We start from the raw sequence: 15297 nt of genomic DNA, 5'->3' as shown, positions 1-15297 counted from the left end.
ATGACTCAACCCCCTCACCTGGTGGTATTGACCGGATCGGGTATTAGCGCCGAAAGCGGCATCAAGACCTTTCGGGCCAGCGACGGCCTTTGGGAAGATCACCCCGTGGAGGACGTCGCCACGCCCGAGGGCTGGCGGCGCAACCCCGAACGGGTGCTGGCCTTCTACGACCAGCGCCGTGAGCAGATCCGCCGGGCAAAACCCAATGCCGCCCACAAGGCGCTGGCCGCGCTGGAGCAGGAAGGCTTCCGAGTCAGCGTGGTGACGCAGAATATCGACGACCTGCACGAGCGTGCCGGTTCGCGCCACGTGCTGCACCTGCACGGCGAGATTCTCAAGGCACGCTCATCCGTCGATGCCCGGCTGCGCTACCCGCTGCCCAAAGGAGGAATCCGCCTGGGGGAGGTGTGCGACAAAGGCAGCCAGCTGCGCCCGGACGTGGTGTGGTTCGGTGAAGCCGTGCCGCTTTTCGAAGAGGCCTGCGAGCTGGTCAGCCAGGCCGATTTCCTGCTGGTGGTGGGCACCTCGCTGGCGGTGATGCCCGCCGCGTCGCTGTTGACCTACATCGACTACGACACCCCCTGTGCACTGATAGACCCCGATGCCGATGCGCTCAGCCCGCCTGGCGTGCTGGCGATCAACACCACGGCGGGGGAAGGCGTGCCAGCGCTGGTTCACCAGTGGTGCAAGCAGGGGAACTTGCTCTTGCCTTGAGTCAACGACGGGGCGGGGTGAGCGAACCGATGGATGGCAGATTACCGGCGCGCTTCCAGAAACCACGCTTTCATGGCTCCGGTAATCTGGATGAGCTCGACGTCCGTCGCAATATAGGCGGGCATGGTGTAGAGCCAGCGGCCAATGGGGCGCAGCCACACGCCCCGTGCTCTGGCAAACGCGGCCACGCCCGCCAGCGCCTCGCTGCCATGGGTCTCGATCACCGCTGTCGCGCCCAGCACCCGGACATCTGCCACTGCCGGGTGCGCGCGCAGCGCCGTGTCTTCCAGCAGCTCGCGCTGTAGTACTTGGCTGAGCGCGGCGATTTTCTCCAGGTAATACTCCTCTTCGAACACCCGCAGGCTCTCCAGCGCCACGCGGCAGGCCAGTGGGTTGCCCATGAAGGTGGGGCCGTGCATGAAGGCGTGCTGCTGACTGTCGCCAATGAACGCGTCGTGCACTCGGTCGGTAGCCAGCGTGGCCGCATGGCCCAGATACCCGCCGGTCAGCCCCTTGGAGAGCACCATGATATCCGGCGTGACGCCCGCGTGGTCGGCGGCAAACAGCCTGCCGGTGCGGCCAAAGCCGGTGGCCACTTCGTCGAAAATCAGCAGCACGCCAAACTCGTCGCACAGCGCCCGGGCGCCGCGCAGGTAGTGCGGCGAGGTCATGTTCAGCCCGCCTGCCGCTTGCAGCAGCGGCTCCATCAGCAGTGCGGCGATCTCCTGGTGGTGGCGCGACAGCACCTCTCGGAGCGCAGCGAGGTCATGCTCTACCTGGGCTGGCGTGGCATCGAACGGTGCCGTGGGGGCCGGGGCGAAGTGGTGCTGAGGCAGCAGGCTGGCGAACAGGCCGTGCATGCCCTCTTCGGGGTCGCATACCGCCATGCAGCCGGTGGTGTCGCCATGGTACGCCTTCATCAGCGAGAGCATCTTGCGCTTGCCGGGCTGGCCGGTGAGCACCTGATACTGCAGCGCCATCTTCATGGCCACCTCCATGCCCACCGAACCGCTGTCGGAGAAGAACACGTGGTTTAGCCCCGGCGGGGTAATGCGCACCAGCGCCCGTGCCAGCTGGTCGGCGGGGCCGTGGGTCAGGCCCCCCAGCATCACATGGCACAGCTCGCTGGCCTGTTCGCGGATGGCGGCCACCAGGCGCGGGTGGCCGTAGCCGTGAATCATGCACCACCAGGAGCAGGTGGCATCCAGCAGGCGTTCACCGCTTTCCAGTGTAAAGTGGCTGCCGCTACCGCCCACCACCTTGGGGGCCGGTGTCTGGGTCTTGAGGTGGGCGTAGGGGTGCCACACGGGAGAGTTCATGGCGTAGCCTCCTGAGCGGAGAGGGAGAGCAGCGTATCCAGGAAGATAAAGCGCTGCGCGATGTGGGCATCTGCCTGTACCAAATAGGGAATGAGCCCTAAACAGGGGATAGGCAGCGCGCGTTCGAGCAGCGCCACATTGGCCGCAAAGCGTGCGCTATCGCTGGCAAAGGCCGGGTCCACCACGCTGCCCACCCAGCCCGCCAGCGTCACGCCATCGGCGGCGATGGCCTCGGCGGTGAGCCGCGCATGGTTGAGACAGCCGAGTTTCAGCCCGACGACCAGAATCACCGGCAGGCCCAGCGCGCGAGGCAGGTCGGAAAAATCCTCCTCCTCATTGAGCGGCACTCGCCAGCCGCCGGCGCCTTCGATCAGCGTCAGGTCGCGTGGCGTTTGGCTCAGGATAGCGCGCAGCGCTTGAGTCACGCTTGCCACGCGCAGCACCATGCCCGCTTCCAGAGCCGCCAAATGGGGCGCAATGGCGGGGGCAAAGGCCCACGGATTGACCGTCGAGTAATCCACCGGCGGGAAGCTTTGTGCTTGTAACGCCAGGGCGTCACGATTGCGCAAGCCGCTGGGCGCGGCCTCGCTGCCGGAGGCAATCGGTTTCAACCCCAGCGTGGTGTACTGGCGCTGACGGGCAGCACACAGCAGTGCGCTGGCGGCCAGGGTCTTGCCCGCATCGGTGTCGGTACCGGTGATGAAATAGGTGTTGTTCATTTCGCGCTTTCCAGACATAGCGTCAGGCAGTGGTAGCTCACCGGCAGTCCCCGCAGCGTGCGTAGTGTTTCATAGCGCAACCGGGCATCGGTCAGTGCCTGGCGGGTGAGCTGCGCGTTGGGTCTTGCCACCTGAGCGCCCACGCCCTTGATGGAGGCCATGACGGCATTCAGGTCGGGGTAGAAAAAGCGCCGCTGCTCGCACACGTGGTGGGAAAGCCGCAAGCCGCTTCGTGCAATTGCCCGTTGCACGGTGCTGGCGTCCGGCGTTTGCAGCAGGGCCTCGGGCCGCTGCCAGGCGGTGGCCACCTCATGAAGCGTGCCGGGCAGCAGGGTGGTGATGCGCGCCTGCCCGCCAGGGGCAAGCACCCGCGCCAACTCCTGCATGACATCCTCGATGCTCGGGCACCACTGAATCGCCAGATTGGAGAACACCAGCTCAATGCTGGCGTCGTTTTGCGGCAGCGCCGCGGCGTCCCCCAACTGCCAGCGGATAGCCTCGCCATAGGTTGCCTGGGCGTAGGCGAGCATGCCCGGGGCCAGGTCGAGCCCGGTGATGGCGGCCTTCGGGTAACGGGTGGCCAGCCTCTGGGTCCAGTAGCCGGTGCCGCAGCCCAGGTCGAGCACCTGCTGGGCGCTCTTCGGCAGCGTTTGCCAGAGCGCTTCGCCGATATCGCGCTGGGCGCTGGCGAGCGCGTCATAGCGCGGCGCCGCTCGGGAGAAGGCCCGGGCAACGCGGGTCTGCCAGTGGGGGACGGGGGTAGAGAGCAATGGTGAGTTCATCGCGGCACCTGTGTCGCCTGCTCGGCCAGCCGAGCGGCGAGCTGGGCCGGGCGTGAGAGCATCGGGCAGTGCCCGGTGTCTTCCAGCCGCGAGGCCTGTTGGCGAGTGCGGTTTGGCAGCAGCGGGTCCTGGGCGCCTGCGAGCAGGTGGATAGGACAGGGCGGTGCCGCGAAGTGCGCGCGGTTGTCCAGCGTGGCCAGCCATGTCAGGCCTTGGGCCAGGGTGGCAGAGTCCGCGCAGGGCGCGTCGCCCAGCAACCCACGGAGTTGGCGGTGGGCCTCGCGAGCGTTGGGTTCGCCCTGGCACTGCCAGCGTAGAAAGTGGCGCCATGTGGCCATGGCGTCGCGGCGAAAGGCGCGCTGAAAGCTGGCAAGCTCGCCACTGGTCACGCCGCCGTCTTTCGCGTCGTCGTAAAAACGCTGGCCAATACCCAACAAGAGCAGGGCGTGAGGGGGTGACAAATGATCCAACAGTGCCGTGGCCAGCAATCCCCCCAGCGACCAGCCTACCCAAACGGCATCGCTGGGGAGTTGGCTGGCCATGCGCTCGGCCAGTGCGGCAAGGCGAGCAGAGGCGGGGAGCGCTGGCGAAACACCGTACCCGGGCCACTCGACGGTAATCGGCTCGACGGTGTTGGGCCAGTGCGCTTTCAGGGGCTGCCAGATACGGCTATCGATGCCCCAGCCCGACAGCAGTATGAGCTTCATCGCGGCTCCTCGTGCAGGCAGGTCGCGGCCACGTCCAGCAGTCGGTCGATATCGCTCTGGGTATGGCGGGCACTGAGCGTGATACGCAATCGCGCCTCGCCGTTGGCCACCGTGGGCGGGCGTATCGCGCCTACCTGAACGTTGTGTTTATCGCAACGGGCGGCCCAGGCCATGGTGCGCTGCTCGCTGCCCAGCAGCAGCGGCTGAATCGGCGTTTGGGAGTGGCCCAAAGGAAGCCCCAGGGCCGTGGCCTGCTGGCGGAAGTAGTCGATGTGGCGCGCAAGCCGCTGGCGGTGCTCCGGTTCCCGCTGGACGATGGTGAGCGCTTCCAGGGTGGCGGCGGCAATGCCGGGCGGTTGGGCGGTGGTGTACACATAGCTGCGGGCAAACTGAATCAAGTGCTCGATCAGTGCCGCATCCCCCGCCACGAAAGCGCCCGCGGTGCCCAGCGCTTTGCCCAGGGTGCCGACCAGGATTGGCACCTGCTGGCTATCGAAGCCTGCCACGCAGCCTGCGCCGTTTTCGCCGAGGACGCCAAGCCCGTGGGCATCGTCGATCATCAGCCAGGCGCCGTGTTGCTGGCTGAGGTGGGCGAGCTGTTCGATGTCGGCGATATCACCGTCCATGCTGAACACGCCGTCGCTCACCACCAGCTGATGGGTGGCCCGGCTGCGCGCCAGTAGACGCGCCAGATCCTGGCCATCGCGGTGGTGGTAGCGTCGGGAACGGGCGCCGCTCAGCGCGGCCCCGTCGAGTAGCGAGGCGTGATTGAGGCGGTCCTGAAAAATCGCGGTGTGGGAATCCGCCAGCGCTTGCAGCACGCCCAGGTTCGCCATATAGCCGGTGGAGAACAGCAGCGCCCGCTCGCGCCCGGTCCACTCGGCCAGCGCAGCTTCCAAGGCGTCGTGAATGCCCAGGTGGCCGCTGACCAGATGCGACGCCCTGGCCCCGGCACCAAAGCGTTTGGCGCCTTCTGCCTGGGCGGCTTGCACCCGTGGGTCCTGGGCGAGGCCCAGGTAGTCGTTGCCGGCAAAGTCCAGCGCATCGTGGGAGGCGACTCGGCGGGAGCGCCAGCGCTGCCGGCGCTCCCGCTGGTCGCGGGCGGTTGCCAAGCGCTGCTGCCACGCCTCAGACACTGGCATCCACCGCCAGTGCCGCAGCGCGTTCGGCCTGGGCATTGCGCTGAGCCTGCTGGGCCAGCCGCTCGCTATGCTGCGTGTCGTCTTCGCAGGTGTCGCGGCGCTCGGGGTGCAGGCCCAGCTTGGCAAACAGCGCGCGGTCGCGCTCTGCCTGGGGGTTGCCGGTGGTCAACAGCTTGTCGCCGTAGAAGATCGAGTTGGCACCGGCCAGAAAGGCAAGCGCCTGGGTGGATTCGCTCATCTGCTCGCGGCCTGCCGAGAGGCGCACATGGCTCTGGGGCATCATGATGCGCGCCACGGCAATGGCGCGGATGAACGTCAGCGGGTCCAGGTCCTCCGCGTTTTCCAGCGGGGTGCCCGGCACCTTTACCAGCATGTTGATCGGCACCGACTCAGGATGCGGGGAGAGCCTGGCCAGCTGTTGCAGCAGCGCGCTGCGATCCTGGGCGCCTTCGCCCATGCCGAGAATACCGCCAGAACACACTTTCATACCGGCGTCGCGCACGGTGGCCAGAGTTTCAAGGCGGTCGCTGTAGGTGCGCGTGGTGATGATCTCGCCGTAGTAGTCGGGGGAGGTGTCGAGGTTGTGGTTGTAGTAGTCCAGCCCCGCAGCGGCCAGCCGGGTGGCCTGTTCACCATCGACCATGCCCAGCGTCATGCAGGTTTCGAGCCCCAGCGCTTTCACCTGGCGCACCATCTCTTCCACCGCCAGCAGATCCTTGTCCCGGGGGCTGCGCCAGGCCGCTCCCATGCAGAAGCGGCTGGCGCCCGCCTCTTTGGCGGCCTTGGCCTGGGCCACCACTTTCTCTATTTCCAGCAGTTTCTCTTTTTCCAACTGAGTGTTGTAGTGACCCGACTGGGGGCAGTACTTGCAGTCTTCCGGGCAGGCCCCGGTCTTGATCGACAGCAGGGTAGACACCTGCACTGCGTTGGCATCGAAGTGTGCCCGATGCACCTGCTGGGCCTGAAACAGCAGGTCGTTGAAGGGCAACGCAAACAGCGCGTCGATTTCCTCGAGGGTCCAATCTTGGCGCGGAGCGGCATCAGCCGCGTGAGAAGCCGTCGTGTGAGTGGTCACGGGTAAACCTTTTTTAATTTGAAAGTTGACAGGACTCTAGCGGTGAGATGTCAAGGGTGTCAACTTTTAATGATTGGTTGGTTTACTGGAGGGCGGGGGAAGGGAACATTCGTCACGATGCACGGCCTGCTTTATACTCTGCGCCCTTTGATCACCACTGGAGCGCAGATGCCTGACGCGACCTCGCTGCCCCCTGAACATGACGCCTTGACCGACCGCGACCCGGCCACGGGGCACCCGCGACCGCCGCGGCGCGAATTCAAAGCGCGCGGCAGCTTCGTCAAGCGCTGCGAAGGGTGCAATCTGCCCGAGCTGAACTGCCTGTGCCCTTATCAGGTCAAGGCAGAGAGTGACGCCCAGGTGTGGCTGCTGACCCACTCCATCGAGCACTTCAAACCGACCAATACCGGCCGTCTGATTGGTGACGTGCTGACCAACACTCGGGTATTTACCTGGTATCGCACGGCGCCGGACGAGACGCTGGCCGCGCTGCTGCAAGACCCGCGCTATGCGCCGTTCGTGATTTTTCCTGATGACCAGCCGGATTACGCGGAGCGGGTGGTGGGGCTGGAGGCCGTCCAGTCGGTCAAGCAGCAGTCGCGTATTCCAGTCTTCATCATTCTGGACGGCACCTGGCGACAGGCCCGGCGTATGTTCCGCAAGAGCCCTTACCTGGACACGCTGCCGGTATTGCCGCTGCGCACCGAGCGCGAAACCCGCTACCGGCTGCGCAAGCCCGCCTCGAAAGCCCACCTGTGCACCGCCGAGGTGGCCATCGAACTGCTGCGTCAGAGCGGTGATGAAAATGCCGCCAGCGTGCTGGACGACTACTTCGACGTGTTCAACGACAGCTACGCCGAGAGCCGCTACTACCGCAAGATCGAGGAGCCAACGGCGGCCATGACTCGGCTGTTGGCCCGAAAGGCGGGGGATGCGCCGCGCTGATCAAGGCCTGGCGCCGGGGAGCCAGCGCAACAGCACCTTGCGCACCCAGTACCAGCGGTTGATCAGCAGGGCCGCGAAAATCAGCGCGCAGCCGGTGAGCTGAAGCGCCGACATGGTTTCGTTGAACCACCAGGCGGCCAGCAGCGCCGTCCAGACGGCCTCCAGCATCAGAATGACCGCTGCATGGCTTGGCGTGGTCATGCCCTGCGCCTTGATCTGAAGAAAGAACCGCAGTGAGCTGGCCAGCAGCACGCTGGCCAGAAACCAGCCCAGAATCGGGGCATCGAGGGAGAGCGTCTGCTCTTCCACGACCCATGAAACAGCGGTCAACACGATGCCCACGGAAAGCAGCTGCAGCGTCGTCAACGACAGGGCAGGCACATTGCGCACCACCCGCGTATTGACGTTGATCAGCAGCGCGAAGCACAAGGCCGCGCAAAGCATCAGCAGCTGGCTGGCCTCCACCCGAAAACCGGCATTCAGCGATAACAGCGCAAAGCCTGTCAGCGCGACGGGCAGGGCTACCCAGGTGCTGGTGGCGGGACGGTCGCCAAACAGCAGGCGGGCCACCACCGGCACCAGCAGAATGCCCAGGCTGTTGATGAAGGCGCTTTCTCCCAGATGCTGGGAGTGATGCAATCCCAGCACCCAGAAAGCGATGGCCGCACTGAACAGTACGCCTACCAGCAGGCCGCGCCGAATACGCCGGGCAGGCAAATGGCGCAGTGTCGGCCAGGCGAAGCCCAGTAGAATGCCCCCCGCGAGCAGAAAGCGGGTGCCGATGAACAGCAGCGGAGGCATGCCTGCCAGCGCTTCCTTGGAAAATATCCACCCGCCTGCTGCCAGAGTGGTCACCAGCAGCAGCAGGGCATCGGCCTGCCAGGGGGCTTGCCGGATGGTGCTATGGCTCACGCGGCGCCGCCAAACAGCGCCCCGGCAATTCTGAAGCCTGCCACCCAGGTGCCAATGGCCGAACCTATCGTGGCGAGAATGAACACCAGCAGCGTGCGTGACACGCGGTTTTTCCACCAGCCTTTCAGTTGCGTCACGTCATGGCGCAGGGTGGAGAAATCGCGCACCTTGGGTTTGCGCATGTAAAGCTCGACCCCGGCGGCCACGAAACCGGCGCCAATGGTGGGGTTGAGCGACGTCAGCGGCGCAGCAAAGAAGGTCGCGATCACGGTGAGCGGATGCGCCAGGGCAATCAGGGTCGCCCCCCCGGATAGCAGGCCATTGATCAAGAACCACTCCATCACCAGCTGCCAGCCCAGCTCGGTATTACGCGAAAAGCCCACCACGAAGCCTGTGAGGACCAGCGCGGTGATCAGCCAGGGCATGGCTTTCCATAGCTTGGAGGGCGGCGGAGTAGCTTCCAGCGATTCCCGCTCCTGGGTCGGGTTTTCCGGTAGCGGTGTTTCCAGGTGCTCGCCGGTGCCTTTCAGGTGGCCTGCGCCGAGCACGACCAGCACGTTCGAGTAGCGCCCGGGAGGTGCCTCTTCGGCCAGGCGTAGCGCCATGTAGCGGTCGCGTTCGCGGATCAGCGGGGTGTAGAGCGTTTCTGATTCCGCTGCGAATTCGCTGAAGGTGGCTTCCAGCATATCGCCCTCCTTGAGCTTTTCGATCTCCTCCTTGGAGACATCCTGGCGGGAGAGCACGCTGCCAATCAGCCCGGAAAACAGCGAGAAGCGCTGCCACCAAGGCACGTTGCTGTAGATGCGCTTGAGCGTGATGCCCACATCGCGGTCCACCAGCAGCAGCGGCAGTTGGCGAGCACGGCACTCATCCACCGCCGCGCGCATTTCGGCGCCCGGCTGGATGCCTGACTGCTCAGCGATACGCTGCTGGAAGGCACCCAGCGCCAGGCTGGCGGCGACCATGCCGGCCTTGCCCTGCTTGAACACTTGAAACAGGTCCTGCTCGCCCATGGCATCGGGGTTGTCCATGCTGTGATGGCGGGCGTCACACAGCTCGATGGCCACCGCATCGAAATGGCCGGTAGCAATCAATTGGCGCACGTCGTCGGCGCTTTCGGCCGAGACATGGGCCGTGCCCAGCAGGGTGTAGCAGGTGTCGCCCACGGTCACGGTTTTCAGCGGGCCGCTAGTGGAGGGCAGGGGCGGCGTCGGTGGCCGCGTAGTGTCATCGTGGGTCATTCAACAGTCTCGATGTATAAGTATAAAAAGGTGAAAACGTACACAAGCCGTCAATACCGGGGCTCAGTGGTGTATCAACGCCGCCAGAAGGCCGGAGTAAAGAGTACCAGGACGGTGAAAATTTCCAGGCGCCCCATCAGCATGGCCAGTACCAGAATCCATTTGGCCAGGCTGGGTAAGTCGCCATAGTGGCTGCTGGCTTCGCCCAGCGCAGGGCCCAGGTTGTTGAGCGCCGAGCCCACCGCCGACCAGGCGGTCACTTGATCCACGCCGGTGGCCATCACGCCCACCAGCATCAGGAAGAACAGCATGACATAGGCCGAAAAAAAGCCCCATACCGCCTGCGCGATGCTGTCGGGTACGCTGACCTTGCCGACCTTCACCGCAATCACCGCGTTGGGGTGAATCAGGCGCATGACTTCGCGCATGCCCTGCTTGAGAATCAGGATGATGCGGATCACTTTCATGCCGCCAGCGGTGGAGCCCGAGCAGCCCCCTACGAAGGCGGCAATGAACAGCAGAAACGGAATTGCCCCAGGCCAGCCTGAGAAGTCGGCCACGGCGAACCCGGCCGTGGTAGCCACGGAGACGACCTCGAACAGCGCGTGACGCAGGCCGGTGATGTCGTCATAGGTCTTGGTCAGCCACAGGGTAATGACGGTAATCACGGTCAGACCCGTCAGGAACAGCAGCAGAAACCGGGCTTCCGGGTCCTGAAAGTAATGGGTCAGGCGCTTCTCGCGCCAGGCCACGAAGTGGAGGCTGAAGCTCACCGCCGAAATCAGCATGAAGCTGATGCAGATCAGCTCGATGGCGGCGCTATCGAAATAGCCGATGCTCAGGTCATGGGTCGAAAATCCGCCGATGGCGACCGTGGAAAAGCTGTGGCCCAGCGCATCGAACCAATCCATGCCCGCGATCATGTAAGCCACGAAGCAGGCAAAGGTCAAGGTGGCGTAGATATACCACAGCGCCTTGGCGGTTTCGGTGATGCGCGGCGTCAGCTTGGAGTCTTTCAGCGGCCCCGGAATTTCCGTGCGGTACAGGGCCATGCCCCCGACCCCCAAGGTCGGCAGGATGGCCACCGCCAGTACCACGATGCCCATACCGCCCAGCCACTGCAGCTGCTGGCGGTAGTAGCGGATTGACTCGGGCAGAAAATCGATGCCGGTAATGACCGTGGCCCCGGTGGTGGTCAGGCCCGAAAAGGATTCGAAGACGGCATCGGTAATGCTCAGGGCGTCCTCGCCAAACAGCATCAGCGGCAGCGAGCCGAACAGTGCCAGCACGGTCCAGAACATGGCCGCGATGATGAAACCGTCCCGAATGCGCAGCTCCTTGCGCGCCCGGCGGTTCGGCAGGTAGATCAGCAGGCCGGTGATGACGGAAATCGCAATGCCGCTCATGAACGCATGCCAAACGCCGTCGCGAAACCATAGCGACATCAGCATGGGAGGCAGCATGGTGAGGCTGAACAGCATCAGCAGCAGGCCCAAGATACGTAGAATAATCCGCAGGCTCATGGCAGGGAGGGTCTCATTGCTGGCTGGTTCCTAGAAAAACGTCAATCCCACCTGGAAAAGCCGCTCGACGTCGCGGATACGCCGTTTGTCGATCACGAACAGAATCAGGTGATCACCGCTCTCCACGCGCACGTCGCCGTGGGCAATCATCACTTCCTTGCCGCGCACCACGGCACCGATGGTAGTGCCTTCGGGAAGCTCGATCTCATCGATGGTGCGGCCCACCACCTTGGAAGACTGCTTGTCGCCGTGGGCAATGGCCTCGATGGCTTCCGCCGCACCCCGACGCAGGGAGTGCACGTTGACGATATCGCCCCGGCGCACGTGGGTCAGCAGGCTGCCGATGGTGGCCTGCTGCGGGGAGATGGCGATGTCGATATCGCCACCCTGGACCAGGTCCACGTAGGCGGCGTTGTTGATCAGCGTGAGCACCTTCTTGGCCCCCAGCCGCTTGGCCAGCAGCGACGACATGATGTTCACCTCGTCGTCGTTGGTCAGGGCGCAGAAGATGTCGCAATCCTCGATGTTCTCTTCTTCCAGCAGGCGCTTGCTGGTGGCGCTGCCGTGCAGCACCACGGTGCGGTCCAGCCGCTCCGAGAGCGTGGTGCAGCGCTCCAGGCTGTGCTCGATGATCTTGACCTGATGGCTATGCTCCAGATGCTCCGCCAGGCGTTCGCCGATGTTGCCACCCCCGGCAATCACCACTCGGCGGAAGTCGCGCTCCACCTTGCGCAGCTCGCTCATCACCGCGCGGATATCCCGCCGTGCCGCCAGGAAGAACACTTCGTCGTCGGCTTCGATGACCGTGTCGCCCTGGGGGATGATCGGCCGATTGCGCCGGTAGATGGCGGCGACGCGGGTTTCCACGTTGGGCATGTGCTTGCCCAGGAAGGCGAGATTCTGGCCCACCAGCGGGCCGCCGTAGAAGGCTTTTACCGCCACCAGCTGCACCAGCCCCTCGGCAAACTCCAGCACCTGCAGGGCGCCGGGATGCTCGATCAAACGGCGCACGTGGTCGGTCACCACCTGTTCCGGGCTGATCAAGACGTCGATGGGAATGGCTTCGTGGGCAAACAGGCCCTTGCGGGTGAGGTAAGCCGTGGAGCGAACCCGCGCGATCTTGGTGGGGGTGCGAAACAGCGTGTGGGCCACCTGACAGGCGATCATGTTGATCTCGTCGGTGTTGGTCACCGCGATCAGCATGTCGGCGTCTTCACAGCCCGCCTGGCGCAGCACGATGGGGTAGGAGCCCGCGCCGGTGACCGTGCGGATATCCAGCTTGGTGTGCAGCTCGCGTAGCTTGGCGCCGTCGGTGTCGACGACGGTAATGTCGTTTTCCTCGCGGGCAAGGTGCTCCGCCAGGGTGCCGCCGACCTGGCCGGCGCCGAGAATGATGATTTTCATCGCTAAGCATCGGTTCCGTTATGAGCGCCAGCGTTTTATCAGCACGCGGTGTGCGCTGCAACAAAGACGGCGGCCAGTGTAAACCAGCCGCCGTCGAAAAGCAGGTGACGATTACTCCAGCGTGAAGCCGACCTTGATCGTGACCTGCCAGTGGGCAACACGCCCATCTTCTATGTGACCGCGCGTATCGGTCACTTCCAGCCAACGCATGTTGTGCACGCTTTCGGACGCTTTGGCCAATGCGTTCTGAACGGCTTCCTCAATACCTTTTTCGGAAGAGCCGGTAAGTTCGATGTGCTTGTAGGTGTGATGACTCATGTGTTCTCCATCCTTGTCATGAATTCACTGCCTAATGCCCCTGAGTCCAGGCGCTTGCCTTAGGCAGTCTGCTTCTCCAGTCTGGCATAAAAAAAGCCATCGTGACTGTTTTGTGCGGGAAACAGTTGCCTGCCCGGCCCGCTGGGCTCGCCCCAGGCCACATCGTTCGGCGTGGTGGCCCGGGCGTCGGGGGTGCGGGCCAGGAAGGCCTCGATCTGGCCGCTGTTCTCTTCCGGCAGCACCGAGCAGGTGGCGTAGAGCAGCGTACCGCCGGGGCGGAGCAGCGGCCACAGGTTGTCGAGCAGGCGCTGCTGCAGGCTGGCCAACTGACGAATGTCCTCCTTGCGGCGCAGGGCCTTGATGTCCGGATGGCGGCGAATCACGCCCGTGCCGGAGCAGGGGGCATCCAGCAAAATGGCATCGAACGGCGTCCCGCTCCACCAGTCGCGGGTGGTCGCATCGGCATGTTTCAGCTCTGCAGCGAGCCCCAGCCGAGCGAGGGTGTCATCGACACGGGCCAGGCGCTGATTGTCGCTGTCCAGCGCTGTCAGGGCGATATCGAACTGCTCCAGCAAATGGGCCGTCTTGCCGCCCGGGGCGCAGCAGGCATCCAGCACATGGGCGCCGGGCCTGGGCGCCAGGGCCGGGCCCAGCAGAGCGGCCGACAGCTGGGCAGCTTCGTCCTGCACGCTGACGTGCCCCTGGGCAAAGCCGGGCAGTACGGTCACGTCGCAGGGGGTGTGCAGCGTAATGCCGTCCGGGGCGTGCAGACACAGCTCGCCGCCCAACCCCTGCTCGGTGAGTCGAGTGAGGTAGGCTTCACGGTCGTTGTGACGCTGGTTGACGCGCAGCGTCATCGGGCCGGGCTCGTTGTTGGCCTGGGCGATGGCCCGCCACTGATCGGGCCAGGCGCTGCGCAGCTTACCCAGCAGCCACTGGGGATGCTCCAGGGCGACGCTTTCATCACGGTCCACCTCGGCCTGCAGCGCGTCGGCTTCGCGCTGCAGGCGTCGCAGGCAGCCATTGAGCACTCGTGTCGCCCACTCCTTGTCCAGCAGGCGGGCGGCTCCGGCGGTTTCGCCCACGGCGGCGTGGGCCGGGGTACGCATGTAGAGCAGTTGATAAATACCGATCAGGAGCAGGGCCTGAACGTCGGCGTCGCGCTTCTTGAACGGCTGCTTCAGCAGGCGTTGGGCCAGCGCCTGAAGGCGCGGCAAGCGGCGGCAGGTGCCATAGCACAGCTCCTTGAGCAGCGCGCGGTCCCTGGCCACTACGCTGTGCTCGTCCAGCCCCGCCAGGGAGCCCTTGTCGGTGAGGATCGGCACCAGGCTTCTGGCCGCCGCCGCACGCACGTCCAGTCCGCTCCCCGTGGGTGTGCGCGGCAGGTTCATTGGGCGGCTCCTTCCAGTGGTTGGGTTCCTTCCAGCGACTGGCCCAGGCAACGGCCCACGGTCAGCGGCGTTTGGCGAGCGTTCAACAAGTCACGGACGGCCATGGCCTTGCCGCCGGGCAGTTGCGCACGGCTGACGCACAAGACCTCCTGGCCCTGCACACCGCAGGCAATGCGCAGGTGATCTTCACCATGCGCCAGCAGTGTGCCTGGTGGGCAGGCGGGCTGCTCGCCGGGCTCGACGCTGGCCATCAGCAGGCGCAGGCGGTCGCTGCCCAGCGCGCACCAGGCCACGGGCCAGGGGTTGAAGGCGCGAATCTTGCGCGCCAGCTGCTCGGCGGGCTGAGAGAAGTCCAGTTCGGCCTCGGCCTTGCTGAGTTTGGCTGCGTAGGTGACGCCTTCGTCGGGCTGGGCGGTGGCTTGAAGGCTGCCGTTGTCGAGGTTGTCCAGCACGTGGATCAGCGCATTGGCCCCTTGAATGGCCAGGCGGTCGTGCAGGTCGCCGCCCGTGGTGCGCGGCGTGATCGGGGTGCGCACTTCGTGCAGCATGGCGCCGGTATCCAGGCCCGCATCCATCTGCATGATGGTGACGCCCGAGGCGCTGTCGCCCGCTTCGATGGCGCGCTGAATGGGCGCCGCGCCGCGCCAGCGGGGAAGCAGCGAGGCGTGTACGTTGATGCAGCCCAGGCGCGGCGTATCCAGCACTGCCTGGGGAAGCAGCAGCCCGTAGGCCACCACGACCATCACATCGGCGTTCAGTGCCGCCAGCTCGGCCTGGGCCTCGGCGTCTTTCAGGCTGATGGGTTGATACACCGGCAGTGCCTGGGCTTGAGCCAGCTGTTTGACCGGGCTGGGAGTGAGTTTACGTCCCCGACCGGCGGGGCGGTCGGGCTGGGTGTAGACCGCCACCACTTCGTGTTCGCTGTCGAGAAGGGCAGCAAGGCTGGAGGCGGCGAAGTCTGGCGTGCCAGCAAAAACAACGCGTAACGGTGACATGGTGGAGAGCCCTTGAGTGAAAAGAGAAAGTGCTGCCGATGAAACGCAGGAGGGCCGAGAGGCAGCGTTGTCGTCACAGGTAAGCTTGTGGGGCAACGTTGTCAGCTCGG

15 protein-coding genes are annotated in these 15297 nt (G+C 64.9%); 2 read left to right on the top strand and 13 right to left on the bottom strand.

From position 1 onward, the window contains the following. Complete coding sequence (locus LG409_RS15090) at positions 1 to 714, top strand: SIR2 family NAD-dependent protein deacylase (protein ID WP_039180396.1); 714 nt, start codon at positions 1 to 3, stop codon at positions 712 to 714. A 41-nt stretch (positions 715 to 755) separates the two neighbouring features. Here the strand turns inward: LG409_RS15090 and bioA are convergent, their stop codons facing one another. Genes bioA through bioB form a run of 6 tightly spaced genes read right to left on the bottom strand, consistent with a single transcriptional unit; the run spans position 756 to position 6458 of the window. Next, complete coding sequence (bioA, locus tag LG409_RS15085; protein WP_227407033.1) at positions 756 to 2033, bottom strand: adenosylmethionine--8-amino-7-oxononanoate transaminase; 1278 nt, start codon at positions 2031 to 2033, stop codon at positions 756 to 758. Next, complete coding sequence (gene bioD, locus LG409_RS15080) at positions 2030 to 2752, bottom strand: dethiobiotin synthase (protein WP_227407032.1); 723 nt, start codon at positions 2750 to 2752, stop codon at positions 2030 to 2032. Before bioD ends, bioA begins: the two co-directional genes overlap by 4 nt. Beyond that, on the bottom strand, positions 2749 to 3534 hold the full coding sequence (locus LG409_RS15075; protein ID WP_039180388.1) for a methyltransferase domain-containing protein: 786 nt from the start codon (positions 3532 to 3534) through the stop codon (positions 2749 to 2751). Before LG409_RS15075 ends, bioD begins: the two co-directional genes overlap by 4 nt. Beyond that, complete coding sequence (locus tag LG409_RS15070; protein ID WP_227407031.1) at positions 3531 to 4241, bottom strand: alpha/beta fold hydrolase; 711 nt, start codon at positions 4239 to 4241, stop codon at positions 3531 to 3533. Before LG409_RS15070 ends, LG409_RS15075 begins: the two co-directional genes overlap by 4 nt. After that, complete coding sequence (bioF, locus tag LG409_RS15065) at positions 4238 to 5383, bottom strand: 8-amino-7-oxononanoate synthase (protein WP_227407030.1); 1146 nt, start codon at positions 5381 to 5383, stop codon at positions 4238 to 4240. Before bioF ends, LG409_RS15070 begins: the two co-directional genes overlap by 4 nt. Further along, the gene (bioB, locus tag LG409_RS15060) at positions 5370 to 6458 is read right to left on the bottom strand and encodes a biotin synthase BioB (protein WP_227407029.1); all 1089 of its coding nucleotides are present in this window, start codon (positions 6456 to 6458) and stop codon (positions 5370 to 5372) included. Before bioB ends, bioF begins: the two co-directional genes overlap by 14 nt. A 168-nt stretch (positions 6459 to 6626) precedes the next feature. On the opposite strand from bioB, the gene LG409_RS15055 reads away from it, so the two are divergent. Further along, positions 6627 to 7403 (top strand): tRNA-uridine aminocarboxypropyltransferase, encoded by a 777-nt coding sequence (locus LG409_RS15055; RefSeq protein WP_227407028.1) that lies wholly within the window; start codon positions 6627 to 6629, stop codon positions 7401 to 7403. On the opposite strand, the gene LG409_RS15050 is transcribed toward LG409_RS15055, so the two are convergent. The 7 genes from LG409_RS15050 to fmt form a co-directional block, all read right to left on the bottom strand. Continuing rightward, the gene (locus LG409_RS15050) at positions 7404 to 8315 is read right to left on the bottom strand and encodes a DMT family transporter (protein WP_227407027.1); all 912 of its coding nucleotides are present in this window, start codon (positions 8313 to 8315) and stop codon (positions 7404 to 7406) included. Then, a complete protein-coding gene (locus tag LG409_RS15045; protein ID WP_227407026.1) occupies positions 8312 to 9556 on the bottom strand; it encodes a TraB/GumN family protein in 1245 nt (414 codons plus the stop codon). Before LG409_RS15045 ends, LG409_RS15050 begins: the two co-directional genes overlap by 4 nt. A 74-nt stretch (positions 9557 to 9630) precedes the next feature. Then, positions 9631 to 11079 (bottom strand): TrkH family potassium uptake protein, encoded by a 1449-nt coding sequence (locus LG409_RS15040; protein ID WP_227407025.1) that lies wholly within the window; start codon positions 11077 to 11079, stop codon positions 9631 to 9633. Positions 11080 to 11109: 30 nt separating this feature from the next. Further along, entirely contained in the window at positions 11110 to 12483 is a 1374-nt protein-coding gene (trkA, locus tag LG409_RS15035; RefSeq protein ID WP_227407024.1) for a Trk system potassium transporter TrkA, read from the bottom strand. A gap of 111 nt (positions 12484 to 12594) precedes the next feature. Next, positions 12595 to 12801 carry a dodecin gene (locus tag LG409_RS15030; protein WP_016914940.1) on the bottom strand — a complete coding sequence of 69 codons (207 nt, stop codon included), beginning with the start codon at positions 12799 to 12801 and terminating at the stop codon, positions 12595 to 12597. Positions 12802 to 12860: 59 nt separating this feature from the next. Next, positions 12861 to 14192, bottom strand: coding sequence for a 16S rRNA (cytosine(967)-C(5))-methyltransferase RsmB (rsmB, locus tag LG409_RS15025; protein WP_016914939.1), 1332 nt, complete (start codon positions 14190 to 14192; stop codon positions 12861 to 12863). Continuing rightward, on the bottom strand, positions 14189 to 15187 hold the full coding sequence (fmt, locus tag LG409_RS15020; protein WP_227407023.1) for a methionyl-tRNA formyltransferase: 999 nt from the start codon (positions 15185 to 15187) through the stop codon (positions 14189 to 14191). Before fmt ends, rsmB begins: the two co-directional genes overlap by 4 nt. Positions 15188 to 15297 lie beyond the last annotated feature (110 nt).

This window comes from Halomonas sp. NyZ770, from assembly GCF_020616575.1.
Taxonomy (GTDB): domain Bacteria; phylum Pseudomonadota; class Gammaproteobacteria; order Pseudomonadales; family Halomonadaceae; genus Vreelandella; species Vreelandella hamiltonii.
Note: the sequence above shows the minus strand (reverse complement) of the source record. Positions and strands in the feature narration are given on the sequence as shown.